Genomic DNA, 17,450 nt, shown 5'->3' with positions numbered 1-17,450 from the left:
CTACGTCGTCACAGCTCGTTCCATTTTCTGGCTAATCACCGTAGAAACCCCGTCGCCGCGCATAGTGACGCCGTACAGGGCATCAGCTACTTCCATGGTCTTCTTCTGGTGGGTAATCACAATCAGCTGCGAGGACTCGCGCAACTCTTCGAAGATCGTGATCAGGCGCCCCAAATTCATATCGTCCAAGGCCGCCTCCACCTCGTCCATCACGTAGAACGGCGATGGGCGAGCCTTGAAAATGGCGACCAGCAACGCGACAGCAGTCAGCGAACGCTCGCCACCGGAGAGCAGCGAGAGCCGCTTGATCTTCTTGCCGGCCGGACGCGCTTCCACCTCGATGCCTGTGGTGAGCATATTCTCGGGATCGGTGAGCACCAGCTGGCCCTCGCCGCCTGGGAAGAGGCGATCGAAGATCCGCCTGAACTGCACGGCTGTGTCGTTATAGGCCTCGGTGAACACCCGCTCGACGTGGGAATCAACGTCGGCAATAATCTGCTGCAAATCCCCTCTGGACTTCTTCAAATCCTCGAGCTGGCCGGAAAGGAACTTATGGCGTTCCTCCAAGGCAGCGAACTCTTCAAGTGCCAACGGATTGACCTTGCCCAAGGCCGCCAGGTCGCGTTCGGCCTTCTTCAGCCGCTTTTCCTGCTCGACGCGATCATATGCCCGGGTGCCGACAGGATTGCCTTCTTCATCAACGTTCTGCCGCAGCGCGCCCCACTTGTCATCTTCGTCGAGGGCCTCCGGAATCAGCTGGTCTGGACCGTAGTTGGCGATGAGGTGATCAGGGGTGTATCCCAGTTCTTCCAGGGCCTTGGTCTCAAGATTTTCAATGCGCATCCGCAGTTCCGCACGGGCCATCTCATCACGGTGCACAGCATCAGCAAGACGGGCCAGCTCGGCGGAGAGTTGCTCCGCTTCCTTGCGTTGACTGCCCAGCATGGATTCCAGTTCGGATTTCTTTCCGGCCAGCTCTTCGCGTTCTTGGCCAGCCATCGATACCGATACTTCAATGAAACGCAGGACGCGCTCAGCAGCTTGCTCAATACGGATCGCATTGGCTGCTTGCGCCTTGCGTTGCTCAGCTCGACGAGCTGCAACATCACGGTGATTGCGCTCAGCGGCCGCAGTGCGGCGCAGCCCCTCAACGCGCGAACGCAACGCAGAAACGCGCTCTTCACTACTGCGCAAGGCAAGCCGGGCTTCTAATTCCTGCTGTCGTGCCGCGGCTGCAGCATCTGCAAGAGCTGCTCGTGCCGCGTCATCAACGGTTTCTTCATCTTGATCCGTTGAAGCTAGCTCCATGCGCTCGGTAATCTCTTCCAGAGATTCCTGCTCGATTTCCAGCTTCTCCAGCGTTGCTTCGAGCTTTTCTTCCAGCTTGGCTTTGTCCGATCGCGCGCTGCGAAGTTTCTGTCCAAGACGTGCCAGATACGTGGATAATTCATCAATGGTGGCATCAGATTCAGCCAACGCCGACTGGGCTTCATCTCGCTGTTGCTGAGCGATGGAAAGCTCTGGTCCCCGCTGAGCCAATCGTTGCTCGACTGTAGAAAGTTCTTCCTGGCACTGGGATAGTTCAGTTTCCGTCTGTTCCACTAAGGCCTGCTGCGCGATCAGGGAAGCAACTGCTGAGTCCCCCACGGAACTGCGAACTGCCGAAACAGTTATGCCATCCAAGGTGGTGAGCAGCGCAGATGGGTTCTGCACCAAAGCCGCAGGAGCTTGGCTCATTTCCTCAATGATGTAATGGCCAACAAGAAGCTGATCAAGCAAACTGTTCAGCGGGCCATCGGCAGCTACAACTTCACGAGCGCTGACGGCATTAGGCATCGCAGGAGCCTTTGCACCACTTGGAAGAACTTCGGCGTGCAGGAATACTTGGCTGGCCTGCTGCTGTTGGAGGTCTTCGATGAGATCCAACGCATCACCGAGGTTCTTGGCTACCAAAGCTTCTGCACTGTCACGCAAAATCGCGGCGACGGCCTGTTCATATCCCGGATTAACCGTAATCAGCTCCCCCAAACGACCGAGGAGCAGTCCGGATGTTGATCCAAGAAGCTGTGACGACTGATCATCTGGTTTGGAGTTCAACTTCAGGGCTTCAAGGCGAGCACGCAATCCGGAAACACGCACAGATAGCTCGCGTTCACACTGGCTATCGGCATTGTGTTCTTCTGACAATGCTGCGTGTTCCCGATCTGAACTCTCAAAATCGATATTCAGTTGGGCTTCGCCAGCCAATTGTTTTTCAAGATCACTGGCAACTTCTGCGTGAGAGCGCAAATCCAGTTCAAGGTCCGAGTCGAAGGACTGGACGCCTTCCTGGAGTCGGGATATTTCGGCCCGGGTCACGTCGACACGGCTGCGTGCGGAAGCCACCTGCGAGGCGAGCCGTGACATGCCTTCTCGACGGTCCGCCGCGGCACGGAGCATGGCAGCCATCCGCTGCTGTTCGGCGCGTGATGCTTCCTCGGCCTGCTCTTTAGCCTCTACAGCTTCAGCAAGAATCTCGTGGCGGTCTTCAAGAGCTTCTTCAAGTTCCTCAAGTTCTTCGCTCATTCGCTCAGCTTGAGCTTCCAAACGCTCAGGATCACGGCTGGAATCGAAATGGGTTTCATTGCTTTCCAGCAATTTCCCGCGTTCACGAGCCAACGCGGCAAGCGATCGGTAACGCTCTGCCTGCGTGCTCAACGAAACCCACGTTTCCTGGATTTGAACCAGGCGCGGGGTAATGGTTTCCATCTGGGCAGTCAGTTCAGCGATGTGCTTCTTGATGCGTTCCAGACGTGCCGCAGCGTCTTCTTGCTGAGCTTGGATCTTGGATTCGTCATCAATATCCTGTGCAAGCTTGTTGTTCAGTGTTACCAAATCATCTGCCAGAAGACGGGACTTTGCATCCCTGACATCAAGCTGCACCGTCTGCGCACGGCGAGCGATTTTCGCTTGCCGGCCCAGTGGGGCCAATTGGCGGCGAACCTCGGCGCTCAAATCTTCAAGACGATCCAGATTTCCCTGCATCGCTTGCAGCTTGCGCAGTGTTTTCTCCTTGCGCCGGCGGTGCTTGAGCACGCCGGCCGCTTCCTCAATGAAGCCACGCCGATCTTCAGCGGTAGCGTGCAGGATGCGGTCCAGCTGCCCCTGTCCGACAATCACATGCATTTCTCGACCCAGACCGGAGTCCGAAAGCAGCTCTTGAATGTCCAGAAGACGGCACGAACTTCCATTAATGGCGTATTCGGATCCACCCGTACGGAACAGCGTGCGGGAGATAGTGACTTCTGCATAGTCGATAGGCAGCTGGCCATCAGAGTTATCGATTGTCAGGGACACATGGGCACGTCCCAGTGGTGGGCGGCCAGAAGTGCCAGCAAAGATCACGTCTTCCATCTTGCCGCCGCGAAGCGTCTTGGCACCCTGTTCACCCATGACCCAGGACAGCGCGTCAACCACATTGGACTTGCCGGAACCGTTAGGTCCTACAACAGCCGTGACACCCGGTTCAAACTCAAAAGTGGTCGCCGATGCGAAAGACTTGAATCCGCGAACGGTGAGAGTCTTGAGATGCACGGCGTGAAGTTCCTATGTTTGGGCCAAATCGCTAAAGTTGGGTTGGGCAATCAAACCCAATCCTTGTCGCAATTCTAGCGAAGCGCACTGGGGATTATCTGGTTGTGCTCGCAAAATCCGAGGAAGAAAATCGAGGGATAGATCATTCTATGAGCATTCTGACGCAGATTGACCAGTGGCCAAGTGACAACGCGGTATCCGTGGTGGTGAACGGCAATGGTGCAATCGTTGACCAGCACGGTGATACTGCACGTGTTTACCCCTTGGCTTCGGTGACCAAGTTGCTCAGTGCCTACACGTTCTTGGTTGCTCTGGAAGAAGAAGCCATCACCCTCGAAGACCCTGCAGGGCCAGAGGGTTCAACCGTGCACCACCTGTTGGCGCACACCGCAGGCTACGATTTTGATTCGGAAACCATCCGCTTTGCTGTAGGGACTAAACGCGGATACTCCAACTACGGCTTTGAAAAGCTCGCAGAGCATCTGGAACAACAGACCGGAATCAGCATGGCCCAGTATGCCCAGGAAGCGGTCTTCGCTCCCCTGGGCATGGCTGATACGGAAATTGCCGGCAGCTGCGCAAAGGATGGCCGCTCCACCGCTGCGGACCTAGCAAAATTCGCTGCCGAACTTTTGCAACCAACTATCGTGGCGCAAGAAACATTGAGCGAGGCAACGCGTGTGCATTTCGAGAACCTGGCTGGAATTCTGCCCGGCTATGGCCGGCAGAACCCGAATGATTGGGGACTCGGGTTTGAAATCCGTTCATCCAAAGCGCCGCACTGGACAGGTGCAAACCATCCCGGTACCACTTTCGGGCATTTTGGCCAGTCCGGCACATTCCTCTGGGTGGACCCGGAACATCGTCTGGCCTGTGTGACGCTCACCGACAAAGGCTTTGGCCAGTGGGCTGTTGACGCTTGGGCGCCGTTCAATGAGCAAATCTTGTCTGAGCTAACGTAGTTTTCCGTACTTCCTGCGGTTCTGAATCCGATGTACTTCCAACACCCTAAGGTCAAGTGACATTCGAATTTCTCAAGTCCGACTGGATCCCTCCAAGAGGTCCAAGCCTGACACGGAGTCTCCCCTTCGCGACCGCACATCAGAATACCGGTATTATAGCAACAAGAATACATGCCAATACAGACGAGATATGAATGTTTACGATATCTAAACGACTTTCCAGGACGAAATGAAGAAATTTTTCGTATACGGCGGTTGCGTTTCGCGCGACACATACGAGCTAATAAAAAATGAAAACTCCTTAACGCACTATGTCGCGAGGCAATCGCTAATTAGTGCGGCATCTAAGCCCGAAAAACGAATTCCAGTTCAGTCATTGCCGCTAAACTTTAACTCTCGAATGGTTAGAGGAGACATCCAGTCCTCCCTTTTCCCTAAAATCATCCAAAACAGTGACGAAATTGATATCTTCCTGTTCGATATATTGAGTGAGCGCCTAGGCGCATACCGCATACACGGCGGAACTTATATAACGAATTCCACTGAACTTGTTAGCTCAAATCTACTGTCAACGTTTAAGATTCCACGAACGCTAATTCGATTTGGTAGCGATAGGCATTTTGATATTTGGTCAAAATCCGCGGATCAACTAAAGATCCTATTGCAGGCTAAGGGGCTCTTGGAAAAATCGCGCTTAATCAAGGCAAATTGGACAGACATAACGATACAGGGAACTCCAACTCCGCAATTCAGGGGCATGGACTCAGCAACGGCGAACACCCTATACCAACGATACTACGATTACCTTTCTGGATTAGGTTTCGCAACCATAGAACCAGGACCTGAGATTTCTCTATCTGACAAAAATCACAAATGGGGCCCTTCTCAATACCACTACCAAAACGACTTCTACAATAAAATAATTGAAGAACTCGCTAAGGGCTAGGACACTAAATGACTAATTATAAATTATTGACAAGAGGTTTGGGCCTAAAAGTCAACGCGCGGCTGACGGGCGGACCTGACGACGCCGAATACACGTTCAAACTGCACCGTGGCAACGAGGTCACCGCGACGTCCAAAGCAGGCAGTTCGAACACATGGGAAACGCCACCATCTCTAGCTCCTGGCAAATACCATTTTACGTGCATGATTCGAACCAATTCTTCCATGGAAGTAGTTTCGAGCCTACCTTTTGACTTCGGACTTAACAAACAGATGATAAGGCCGCGGACTTTAAAACCACGCCCTGCCCATCAGCCTCCTGCTTCTTTCCATTCATTACTCTATTGGGAGAGCAGAAAAGCTTTCGGCCACCGAGAGAATAGTGCGTGGCTATTGGACGAGAAACTAAATGCCTATGCCTTCGCTGAAAGTCTTGGACTGTCTAGCCCTGCACTAGAATTGAGGAGTTTTAACCACGATCAAATACCCCTTGAGCGAAATACTGTCGTAAAGCCACTCACAGGAGTCATGTCGCAGGGCGTATTTCTCATAACCGCTGATTCCATCATAGACCTTGTTAATAATCATATAATTTCTAATTTCACTGACTTACGCCAGTGTATGAAGAATCTTATAACGAGCGGTAAGATCAGTGGATCCGCGAACGTTTGATTCTTGATGATAAAGTCGTAGACCAGCCTGCTCGCGACATTAAATTCTACACCTTTTACGGTCAGCCGCTCCTTGCGCTGGAGACCGTTCGCATTCCTAAAGTACAACGTTGCTGGTACGACAACTATTCAAACCTAGTTAACACAGGTAAATACTCGAAGGAACTTTTTGTTGGGCACGGGATTCCTCCAGAATTCTACGAAATCGCTGAGCGAATAGGTCATAGCATTCCAGCACCATTTGTCAGAGTTGATTTGTTGGCCTCACCAAGCGGTGCCGTTGTTAATGAAATTACTCCCAAGCCTGGGGGTGCACATCTATTCGCTGCATCGATCGACAATTCTTTAGGCAACCACTTGGTGAGCGCAGATGCTCGATTGAGAACGGACCTCATTTCGGGTAAGAAATTTGAGCATTTTAAATCGATCCAAAAACATCGCACTGATATTTAATCAAAAAATTTAGGTATGGTGAGATTTTAATATGAACTATTCGAACTACGCACAATGGAAACAGTTTCACTATTTGTGGGATTCTTTAGAGCATTTTAGGAATACGTGGAATCGCATTCCGGGAATTCACACTATCCAGTTTGCCGCTGGGCAGAAAAACATTGACCTCTACATCAACGAAAATATTAAAGAGACTACTCATAAGGCTACTCCGATATTTTTCAGTGGAGCGATATCGAATCGAACCACTCAATTAGGACCATTTTTTCCGGTCTCGGCATGACTAAGAGGCTTGGGCTACCATTGATTGCGATTGCGGATCCAGCTCTCGATGCTGATCGCGATCTCAAGCTGGCCTGGTACTTAGGGGACGCAACCGACAATTTCGGAGAAAACCTGTCCGCAACTCTCGATGCCTTGCATCAGATTTTAGAGACTGAACTGATTCTGGTTGGTGGATCCGGTGGTGGATATGCTGCTTTGAACGCCGGGCTGGACACTTCGAGCCGAACTACGACATTGGTTTGGAACCCACAAACAGATATATTCGAATACTCCCCCAGATTCGTCAAGGACTATCTTCGTAGTCAATACAATTTTTCGCACGACACTCTGCGCCGCGATGATTGGAAAGAATACTGCCGAATCCGTACTGATCGTGCGTCACGAACGTCAGTGGTCACTGAATCAACTCTACATAGACCGCGCAGATTGGTTTACCTTCAAAATCTAGGTGATTCACACCGTATAGAACATTTGCAGCCGCTTTGGTTCAAGACGACAACGCGTGAGTTGGTACAAGGGAAAAATCTATTGGGAGATGACCATGGTGTCTACCTAGCAGAGTTCGCATTGGGCCATGCTCCGCCATCCGGGACGCTCATTGGGTCTGTCCTACGGGAGTTGATGAATACAACCCTCGCGGTTAAGGATTTGACCTCTCTAGATGAATTTATCTAGCTACCCTAAATATTAAATATTTTGGGTTGATATGCCATGGACCGTTCTTTACCCCACGATTTATACGAGAAAAGGGGTAAAGAACGGTGCCCAGTTTTGTTATGATGCATGCCAGGAGATTAAGGCGACTACCGAATATATATCCCTGATTCGTCCACGAGTTAAGGGTTTGTCTTTCAATAGGTCGTTTACATACGCCCAGTTTAAGTCCGGTGCCGCTCCACGAATTTGTTTATCCGCTAACATCCTGGTCAAAACAGATTGAGCATCAGTATAGCTAGCGGACTGCCAAAAATTAACGCCAAGACGGTTTGCCTGCTCGACGAATTGTGCTCTCTCCGCGGCAGTGGGATTCTTATCGTCCAAAATAAATGGATCCAACGTGTTAGGAATGACACGATTCTTGGTATGAGGCGTGCTGGGAGCATTTTCATAAGAACTCGGTCTGCCCAAAGGCAACGAACGCACACCATTGAATCGTCTCAAGTTCTGGAATTCGTCAGATTCAAAGCGCGGTTTATCAAACTCGAAGCTAACCAGATCCGGATCGAATGATTGCATGAGATCGTAGCCTAGGGCATTACCCGAACGTAGGAGAATTGGTGTTGACATTGCGAGCCTGAATCCATGGAGGGAATAAGCCGGATCGATTCGGGTCCCTACGCGGCTCCAGGCCATCGAACCTTGTCCAAAGTGAAACCTAGCGCGACGATGTATCCAAAGGGCATCACCCCGGAAATCCTTTTCTTCGTACTGATCGGCGACCGACTGCCATTTTGCGTTGATCGACCGTGATAAGGAGGCCCAGGCTTCCTCTGAAATATACGTAGAATCTTTGTTAGACCATGGAAGCATCGACCGCATAGCTGCATTCGGATCATTCCTGTCAATTTCGGCGAATCGGTCTGCATAGACGGTTCGGTACATTTCGCCGTATCCACCACCGACAGCAACAACATCGACTGGGATCTCTCTACCATTAGGACCTGTGGTAAGAATTCCCCCACTGTGAAATAGCGGACCTAAAAGTCGCTCAGTGATGGAATGCGCTGGTCCAGGGACAAGTCCTGGACCAGTTGTCCTTTTTAATCCGTATTGCTCGGTCAAGCCATCCGCGATGATTCGATCCCGAGTTTTCTCGGGACCGGAACAGAAAAATCTGAACTTATCCTTTACTCCTGCGTGGGTGATTGCTCCTAGCACCAGACGCGAATCAAACCCGCCGGTAATGTGAGCGATTTTCATCTGAGAACGAGACCCTGCGACAGCAACAACGTTCTCGATAATGTCTTGCCGCGTCTTCCTGAGCAACTCGAAATAAGAGTCTGAGTTGCTTTCCAAAAGTTCATTTCTCATATTAACTATTTGGAATGTTCCAGATTTGATCTGGATGAATTCAAATGAATCTAGTGTCTTAATCTCGTCATAGCTAGAATCAGTAGTACCACAATTACCAATTAAAAGTCGTTCGACTTGGAAGTTGTATGACTTAGTCGTTCGAACACCGTCAGCTTGCAATGCGCTGTTCAATGAAGCTATATCTGTTGAAGCATAGTATTTCCCTTCTACATTGTAGTAGTAGACTATCGCGCCGCCGAGCGGGTCTGGCACCACTACGGCTTCTTGGTTCGTCTCGTCCACCACAAATAGAGCATTGGGGTTGCGGGTCCGAGATATCCAGCTTGCTCCGGTGCTCCGAAGGGTATCACTACCAGCGATCAACGGGACGAGAGAATCTAGATTCTCACGAGCCGAAATGACGCGGCCGTCGAATATAGCCGCTCCGTCTATCGTGTATCTTCTATCTCCGACAACGTTTGTGGACTGCCCGTTCAGGAGAGCCATTTTAGCGCCGTCTTGTCGCAATGGGTCATATCTGATGACGGGCGCAACGGTGCCAGTTATCGTTTTGGAATCCGCAGCTTCTGGGACAGAAATATTATCCATTCGCCCAATATAACACCTTGATAACTTATCTTTCGAAATGCACCTGAAGTTCATAGCAGCAGCAGCTGCTTATACAAATTAGTCATCATCCGGCCATCTGCGATCCATAGAACATCTCCACTTCGAGCAGAATTTTACTTTATTGAAAGTTAGAAACACTTTCAGCAATGCAGGTTTCGATAGGCACCAGGAAATTTCCAGAGAACAACGAAGTATTCTCAGACGTTTCCGGTATCTTGCATACTTCCTGAAGGAGGGGACATTTCTACTCTCGGCTATCCATCCGTGTCACGACGTCTAGCCTTTATCTATCCATAGGATCATAGAAGCGAATACTGCTGGTGCGCCAGCAGAATACTAGTTTATTAGCGGTAAGCCCTCTTCGACTTATAGCGAGGTGAACCTGAAAGAAAAGTAGGGCTCGCAATCCCTTCTGAACCGTCTGTAACTGTTTGTAGGGGCTGGCCTGGGACTAGCTGGCAGGGTGATATTGGTTCTTCGGACCCGATGTGACTCATGAACCGATTGACTCCTAAAGGGTGTCATTTCCGGTATCTGTCCGTCTGGCTGGACGGACAGGCATCGACCCCGCCTACCGCGACGGCCTGACTAGAAGCCAACCCAATCTTCGTGGATTGTGGCCCCATACAGGCCTGCCTCGTAGTGAACTTCTCCCGGGCCGATATCGGACACGACACGGCTCACAAGAAGGCGGCATCTTATGCCAATTACGGCTGATCACTAGCAATTTAATTTCTGCGTGGACACTGACGCAGCAACGCATGCATACGCGATTTTCGAATCGGCTTCAGGTCGGGTTCTGGCTCAAGAAACCTTCTCGACCAGTTCCACCGGCCTCACCCATGTAGCAACCTGGATCAGGCGCCGAACCGAGGACAATATCGACTCTGTTCTTATCATGGGCGAGTCCACCGGTTCTTACGGAGCCGACATATCCGAACGACTAACGCCGGAAAGATATGTGGTGTGGTTGAAGCACCCGCTCCTTCAGCCAAATGGCTCCGAGGCAAGGGAAAACAGACAATCTGGACGAAAATACAGTAACTAGATCGGCACTAGTAATGGATCTTGAAAAGCTGTGTGACCGTCGAGCAGGCGATGTGCAGACCGCGCTTAGAGTACATAGCGTAAGGCGCGACCAGATGATTACTGATCGGCTTCGAGTCAATAACGCACTGGCGAGGCTGATACGGGCGAATGATTCAAATATGAATGCCCGCAAGCCGCTGAGCGCAATGCAGAGCAAGAGTATGACAACATGGCGCGAACGAGATGAGCCACTTGGCACTGGTATCGCCCTCGGTGAAGCTGTACGTCCAGCGCACAACAGATCAACGGGCTGGATTGCGACCTGAAATTAACCAGATAAAGCTCACCGAGCTGACTTTTGAACATACACCGTCACGGGTGGCGATGCAGGGCGTGTCTTCTGACCAGGCCGTTCGTGCCCGTGTCCCGCATTAGCCGGTCAACCGTGTGTTTGGAGAGCTCGGGGAAGCCGCTGCGGCGCAGCTATGCGGCAATCTTCTGACGACTGTAGAGGATTTCCGGCCCAAGCCGCTCCCCCAGCATCTGGATCGCGGCGCCCGCGCCACGAGTCGATGATCTAGGCGTCCTCGATGGCGCGCAGTGCCCGCTGTCTTGTTTTCCAGACCCGCTGGTTCGTGCATCGACCCGCACGCCTGCTGACGGAGGACGGCGCAGATCAACTCGACCACATGACCTTCGGCCCTGAACTGTTCAATGCCCCGGCAGATCAGCGTCGGCGAGGGTCCAGCTTCACCGCGAAGAGAATCGATGTAATCTTCAGGGTTTCATTGACTTCCTTCAGATCCCGGTTTTGGGCAGGTTGGCGCTTGCGCTAATCCTGATAATCGGTGGTTGACCGATCCTTCACTCCGGTGTCAACATGGGTCGGGAACACCCAACGACGCAAGGACTCGGGACCGGCATCCAGTATCGGAGCAAAGACCTTGCAAGCCGCGTGCACGCATGGGTGTTCGGGGAGACGATCCAGGACCAGCTGTACGGCACGGTCACGATCTTCGGAAGGCTACTTCTTGGGTATGGTGTCATCTTTCTCTCGAAAGACAGTGGCATCAAACCGCGTACGGTAAACAGTGGTCGACTTTTCGTGATCTTGTGTAGATCTTGACGCCCTAGTCTGCTATCAACCCTTCAAGCACCTCTCGATTTTTGTGAGCTTCGAGAAGTTCTTTCGCCCAAATTAATCCTTAGTGTTTCCGCGCGGGTACTTATTACTGAATGGAAATAGTACTCCATCACTTTCAGAAAAATATGTATGCTGGTGACTCAATGATAAAATTTATTGAAGTGTCAATATCTCGCATTTGACTCTACATTCACTAGATAGCACTCCTCCCTGAACTTCCAGAGGATCACGTAGAAAGTTGTTTTCATTGGAGAGAAATATCAACGATCCTGACGTCTTCGATTCTCTGGACCAAATCCAAATTCGTCAGTACATCGTGAATCGTTTTAAATCAAGTTCAACCATGAGCACCCTCAGGAATCTCCAGAATTTTACTCTGTCCGGCTCGCTCTCACATCCCAACTGGGGATCTGTGGAGATATTAGTGAATGGAACTATTCAACTATCGAATAACAATAGCGTGAATCGTTTTGTACAGGGGTGGATATTTCTTTCTGGGTGGTACGCAGCTTTGGAGTCCTCCGCCAAAGACTTCGACCATGTTGAAAATTTCGTTCTAATCTGGATTGAACAATATGGCTCATTGCAGGAATCCGATTTAAGCTACAAGACTGTCTATCATGATGAAACCACCGCGCAAAGATTAGCTGCAGCTATCCATTTACATCACCTTTGTATGAGGCATAAAAGAACCCGTTTGATCAGTGAACTACAACGTTTAATGGACCAAACCGCGGCACTCCTGTACACAGACGATTTCTATGCTGGAAAAAACAATCACGGTATGTTCCAGGCAAAGTCTCTGCGAGACTATGCAGTCTATGCTGACTGGGCAGAGCATGCCACTCGATCCAACTTCTTAGCCCGCTCCCTGACGCGTATTTCTGAGTATTTTGCATATTCCTTCACGTCCGAAGGAGTGCATATCGAACACAGTCCGTCCTATCACCTAATGATAGCTAGACATATTCACGAACACTCATTGTTCATGGAGGCTGCTTTCGGTGTTATTCCCCCTGAGTTAAGCAAGATACTCGCGAGTGCCGAATCGCATACGATTCATTGTGTTCAACCAGACGGGAAATTTCTCCCACTAAGTGATACTGCGCAAGTTGCTCTTTCAGGAGCACGGAACAACGTTTTCAATAGCGAGGAGTTTGCTTACGTGTCTTCTTGCGGTTCGCGAGGTAGTGAACCCGGTACCCGCACATTGTCGGAACCGGTCTCTGGATACTTTTTTCATCGCACGTCTTGGAGCGATAGTTCGGCTGGATATCTGGCGTTTATAGCTGCGTACAACGGGGCCTACCACAAACATTCGGATGATCTCCACGTGTACCTTTGGAAATATGGCTACGAATTACTGACTGAAGCTGGACCTTTCGGCTATCAAATGCAAGATGCCATGACAAAGTATGCTTTCAGTCAATTTGCACACAATTCAATTGCGCTGGACTATAAATCTTTACCCCGGCATGACAGAAAATATGACCATGTTTCGATGACTCGCAGCCGAGTCGGAGAACTCGGGGAAATTTATGTAAGAGCATCAAACTCCAGGTTCACCGGCACTACCCATAATCGATCATTATTCATGTCCGATGATCTGCAACGCATCCGAGTGGTAGACAAACTAAGTTCAGAATCTAACCATATCTACTCATTAATTTGGAATTTTGGTCCGTTTCTCAGAGTAGAAATCTTTGAGAATTATGTCATAGGTTGTATCGATTCCTTACCTGTCATCAGGCTCGATTTTTCTGGCGTCGATATCCAGAAGATCGTTCGCTTTACCGGGCGAAGTGGATCTCGTCCGCGAGGATGGCGCTTTCCGAGTTTTGGTCACAAAGTCCCTGGCTCACAGATTCAAGTTATATTCGAGGGCCGGTCGGAAAGTGTAACTACCCTCATCACAACCTTCGACTTTGAAGCGAAGAAGCTTGGAAACTCCACCCCAAAGCAAATAACTAGCCTACAGGAGACTCCAAAGGTTTCTAGCGCCCTCCCTTCCATTCCACATGAAGGAGTCGAAGTGAAGGATCGTCAAAGATCACAGTTTGGTACTCTGCTTTGCCTTAACCATGTTCTTCGACTTGATCGTTGCAGCAAAGACACACGAGCAGTGATCCGTATTTACTACGAAAACGAACTAATACACGAGCACCGAGGGTTGGTTAAAAGTATGGCCTTCACTGTAACGCGGAAAGGTAGATACCGAGCCAGAATTTTTCCTAAGGGTGCAAACCATGCCATGAAGGCTTTCACGTCCGACTGGGTTCTTGTCCCCTAGGTTAGCAACATTGTTGAATGCGGGTTCTCCACCGCGCAAGTGGTGGCGTAGAACTATTGATTATAGGCGATGTGTGTCCCCAGCTGATAGCTTAAGATTCGCACTTCTACAATCAAAAATATAGGAAGAATAAATCGCGCAGCTGTGTCACTTACGAATAGAATATCTTCAGCCAAACTCGGGGGAGACGAACGCGTTGGGTCACGATTCAGTTGACGACCATCCGTGAAACAATGATTACGAGAACATAGATTAGTTGGGTGCCCCCCTCGAAGGAGATAAGCATGGTAGTAGTTTGGCCCGTTCACTTCTCATCTCGATTGATGGGCCGGCGCTTGGGGAGTAGTGGCCTTTCAAGTTTCGCGATCGCTTTAGAAGCATGGCGACGAGGACTAGAAGTGACATTCACGGCGCCCGAGCTACACCTCTACTCCATTTCAGATGGCACCACTAAGATCGACTTCAATTTCGCTAGGCCCGACTCACTTACCCCACGAGCAGACTATCTTCGCCTCGATAGAAAGGGAGAAACCAACCAGATACTCACAAGACACGCAATACCGTCGCCACGGAGTATTCTGCTAGAGACATCGAACACAACATACGAACAGCTGCGTGAACTCGGTTTAATAATGGGATATCCTCTCGTTTTGAAGCCAAATCAAGGTTCAATGGGCCGTGGTGTCTTCTCGAACCTCAACGATTGGAACGAACTTCGGGATGCTTTCCATGAACTGACTGTCATGCTTAAACAAGATACGATCCTTTTAGAGCGTCATCATGGAGGAGACGACTACCGTCTACTTGTGATAGGAAATCGTGTTGTCGGCGCGGTCAAGCGGATACCCGCCAATATTGTTGGTGATGGAAGATCCACCATTGAAGAACTAATCGCCATCAAAAACAACCGTCGGACCAGAAATCCATTTTTGGGTTCTGGGTTAATCAAAGTTGATTACGAGGTCCGCAAGTGTCTGACGGACCAAGGACTGACCATTGACACTATTCCACGGAAAAATCAACAAGTGACATTACGCAGGGTTGCAAATGCATCTGCCGGTGGCGATGTCCAGGACGTAACAGAGACTATTCCTGATGCTATCAAGGAAGCCGCGATACGAGCAGTGCGCGTTCTCCCAAATATCCATATAGCTGGAGTAGACGTGCTCTACGACGGATCTGACGAGGCAAACTACGTGATAATTGAAATCAATTCGCGGCCACAGATTGGCGTGAATATGTATCCATCGATCGGCACTGGTCGCGACGTTCCAAAAGCCATACTTGACTCGTTCTTCCCTAGCTCTTCCAGGCCCACCGGTGACTCGTTCAAAACGATCCGCTTTGATCCCTCTGCGGTGCGTAATCTGTTCGCAGAAGGTTTGGCTTCGAAACTAACGTTACCCGCACTGCCTAAGCACGGTTTTCCGTTTCGCCAAAGGTACCTTTTCGACTCTGAGAGCGGTTCTGTTCAGTTACGTCCATATTCAGGTAGAACCATCAAGAAATTAGCACGAATTGGAGGCATTTCAGGTAAAATTACAAGCCGCCCGGATGGTGCACTTGAATTATTTGTTGCCGCTAGTTCAGAGTCTGCGGCACAACCACTTGTCGATAAAGTTTCGGACTTTTGCGGACAATCCGCACAGCCTTCAGCCTGGGACGGAATCGTCACTGTGGGGTTCAGGATCACGTAGTCGTTGTTCATCGAACATGTGAATTGACTTCCCGGGGCTAGCACGAATCGCGTGTTGCCTCTTGATCGGATCCCCGGGAGTGCCAGCCACGAGTAAACGATACTTTGGAATCGCAGCTAACGTCTTGTTCGGCGTGGTCGCGGCTGGCACACGGGACAGCTGTAGGAAGAACGGCCCATGAAGGGATCACGACGAATAAGAGACTCACGACCGTTTTCTCTGCAACGCAGACAGGCTTTGCCTTCGCGCCCGTAGGCGTTCAAGGACCTGGCGAAGTAACCGCTAGCGCCGTTAACATTCACGTATAGAGAATCAAAGCTCGTACCACCAGCGGCGAGGGCGCGTGTCATCACATCAACCAAAGCATTATTGAGGCGTTGCACTTCTGGACGCCTGATAGTGCCAGTATTGCGCAAACCTGAAAGGCCTGCTTGCCAGAGTGCTTCATCCGCATAGATGTTGCCGACTCCGGAAATGATCCCCTGGTCCAGAATGGCTCTCTTGAGTTCTGTCGTCTTTTTGCGAAGCGCGACGTACAGGTCTTCGGGGTTGCGGTGAGGATCCATCACGTCTCTGGCAATGTGAGCGGCCGCCTGTGGGATCGATGCTTTTAGCGACCCGGCTCCGGCAGGCAACCCATCGGTTGTTGCAACCAGTGGGGAGAGGAACATTCCCCCAAAGATACGCTGGTCTACGAAACGCAGTTCACTGGGGAAATCGGATCTTTCGCTGAGTGAGAGCCTGACTTTTAGATGTTTCTCATCGGGAGCATCAGGTTCTTCGACAAGAAGTTGACCGCTCATGCCGAGGTGGGCAACCAATGCTGCAGGAGTTGAAAGGCCTTCGAGGTCCATCCAGAGGAACTTGCCCCGGCGAACCACGGAAGCGATAGAGCAACCGCTCAATGTCTGTTCAAAATCTTCAACGCCGTCGGCATGACGGCGGACGGAACGCGGGTCCAGCACTTGAGCGGTTAGTACCGTTCGAGTGCGAACCCACTTATCCAGCCCTTCGCGGACTACTTCAACTTCTGGCAGTTCTGGCATGAACTAAACGCTATCCCTTAGGTAGCTGCTCACCTGGATGCAGCAACAGCCAAGTCTTGTGCGCCGCTTCCTGCTCAGCTTCCTTCTTGGATGGCCCATGTCCCTGGCCGTATCCCTCGTTTCCGATGCGGAGTTCGGCAAGGTAGGTGCGTGCGTGGTCAGGACCGGAACCAGTGACCTGGTAGTGCATCTCGCCTAGCTTTTGGGAGGCTACTTCTTCCTGGATTACAGTTTTCCAGTCAGTCGTCGCGCCCAGCAGCCGATGATCTTCCAGCAGTGGAGTGACGAAACGAAGCACAAACGAGCGCGCAGCTTCCATGCCTTGAACCAAATAGGTGGCCCCAAGAATTGCTTCCATGGTGTCTGCCAGAATGGAGGATTTATTGGCTCCGTTGGACTGGGCTTCCCCACGTCCTAGGAGCAGGTGCTCCCCCACTTCCAGATCACGGGCAATGATCGCCAAGGCGCGGGTACTGACGATAGCCGCTCGCCGCTTCGCGAGATCGCCTTCTGGCAGATTCGGGAAAGTTGCGTATAGGTATTCTGCAACGCAGAAGCCAAGAATTGAATCGCCTAAGAATTCAAGGCGTTCATTCGTTGGAATGCCACCGTTCTCATAGGAATATGAGCGGTGGGTAAATGCAAGACGAAACGTCTCGGAATCAATATCGATTCCGAGACGCTTCATAAGTCCTTCTTTTGAAGACATGTC

At 50.8% G+C, this 17,450-nt stretch carries 10 protein-coding genes; 6 read left to right on the top strand and 4 right to left on the bottom strand.

The features are described from left to right. On the bottom strand, positions 1-3,573 hold the full coding sequence (gene smc / locus ACIOTL_RS07930) for a chromosome segregation protein SMC (protein WP_400342298.1): 3,573 nt from the start codon (positions 3,571-3,573) through the stop codon (positions 1-3). Positions 3,574-3,677: 104 nt separating this feature from the next. On the opposite strand from smc, the gene ACIOTL_RS07925 reads away from it, so the two are divergent. The 4 genes from ACIOTL_RS07925 (at position 3,678) to ACIOTL_RS07910 (ending at position 7,564) form a co-directional block, all read left to right on the top strand. After that, entirely contained in the window at positions 3,678-4,535 is an 858-nt protein-coding gene (locus ACIOTL_RS07925) for a serine hydrolase domain-containing protein (RefSeq protein ID WP_400342297.1), read from the top strand. A 229-nt stretch (positions 4,536-4,764) separates the two neighbouring features. Further along, positions 4,765-5,481, top strand: coding sequence for a DUF6270 domain-containing protein (locus ACIOTL_RS07920; RefSeq protein ID WP_400342296.1), 717 nt, complete (start codon positions 4,765-4,767; stop codon positions 5,479-5,481). A 655-nt stretch (positions 5,482-6,136) separates the two neighbouring features. Continuing rightward, positions 6,137-6,604: an ATP-grasp fold amidoligase family protein gene (locus ACIOTL_RS07915; RefSeq protein WP_400342473.1), complete on the top strand. Its 468-nt coding sequence runs from the start codon at positions 6,137-6,139 to the stop codon at positions 6,602-6,604. A 279-nt stretch (positions 6,605-6,883) separates the two neighbouring features. Further along, complete coding sequence (locus ACIOTL_RS07910) at positions 6,884-7,564, top strand: hypothetical protein (protein WP_400342294.1); 681 nt, start codon at positions 6,884-6,886, stop codon at positions 7,562-7,564. A gap of 99 nt (positions 7,565-7,663) precedes the next feature. On the opposite strand, the gene ACIOTL_RS07905 is transcribed toward ACIOTL_RS07910, so the two are convergent. Continuing rightward, on the bottom strand, positions 7,664-9,511 hold the full coding sequence (locus ACIOTL_RS07905) for a hypothetical protein (protein WP_400342293.1): 1,848 nt from the start codon (positions 9,509-9,511) through the stop codon (positions 7,664-7,666). A gap of 2,432 nt (positions 9,512-11,943) precedes the next feature. On the opposite strand from ACIOTL_RS07905, the gene ACIOTL_RS07900 reads away from it, so the two are divergent. Next, positions 11,944-13,995 carry a heparinase II/III family protein gene (locus ACIOTL_RS07900; protein WP_400342292.1) on the top strand — a complete coding sequence of 684 codons (2,052 nt, stop codon included), beginning with the start codon at positions 11,944-11,946 and terminating at the stop codon, positions 13,993-13,995. A 284-nt stretch (positions 13,996-14,279) separates the two neighbouring features. Beyond that, positions 14,280-15,692, top strand: coding sequence for a hypothetical protein (locus ACIOTL_RS07895; RefSeq protein WP_400342291.1), 1,413 nt, complete (start codon positions 14,280-14,282; stop codon positions 15,690-15,692). A gap of 116 nt (positions 15,693-15,808) precedes the next feature. Here ACIOTL_RS07895 and mutM read toward each other — a convergent pair whose 3' ends face one another. Beyond that, on the bottom strand, positions 15,809-16,738 hold the full coding sequence (gene mutM / locus ACIOTL_RS07890) for a bifunctional DNA-formamidopyrimidine glycosylase/DNA-(apurinic or apyrimidinic site) lyase (protein ID WP_400342290.1): 930 nt from the start codon (positions 16,736-16,738) through the stop codon (positions 15,809-15,811). Positions 16,739-16,748: 10 nt separating this feature from the next. Then, entirely contained in the window at positions 16,749-17,447 is a 699-nt protein-coding gene (rnc, locus tag ACIOTL_RS07885; RefSeq protein ID WP_400342289.1) for a ribonuclease III, read from the bottom strand. Between the last annotated feature and the right edge of the window lie 3 nt (positions 17,448-17,450).

Origin of the sequence: Glutamicibacter sp. NPDC087673, assembly GCF_044743255.1 — a bacterium.
Classification (GTDB): domain Bacteria; phylum Actinomycetota; class Actinomycetes; order Actinomycetales; family Micrococcaceae; genus Glutamicibacter.
Note: the sequence above shows the minus strand (reverse complement) of the source record. Positions and strands in the feature narration are given on the sequence as shown.

What these genes read in the sequence shown, in the direction of transcription:
- ACIOTL_RS07920 (WP_400342296.1), top strand. Translation starts at nt 4,765, where the DNA reads ATGAAGAAATTTTTCGTATACGGCGGTTGCGTTTCGCGCGACACATAC.
- ACIOTL_RS07910 (WP_400342294.1), top strand. Translation starts at nt 6,884, where the DNA reads ATGACTAAGAGGCTTGGGCTACCATTGATTGCGATTGCGGATCCAGCT.
- ACIOTL_RS07905 (WP_400342293.1), bottom strand. Translation starts at nt 9,511, where the DNA reads ATGGATAATATTTCTGTCCCAGAAGCTGCGGATTCCAAAACGATAACT.
- ACIOTL_RS07895 (WP_400342291.1), top strand. Translation starts at nt 14,280, where the DNA reads ATGGTAGTAGTTTGGCCCGTTCACTTCTCATCTCGATTGATGGGCCGG.
- mutM (WP_400342290.1), bottom strand. Translation starts at nt 16,738, where the DNA reads ATGCCAGAACTGCCAGAAGTTGAAGTAGTCCGCGAAGGGCTGGATAAG.
- rnc (WP_400342289.1), bottom strand. Translation starts at nt 17,447, where the DNA reads ATGTCTTCAAAAGAAGGACTTATGAAGCGTCTCGGAATCGATATTGAT.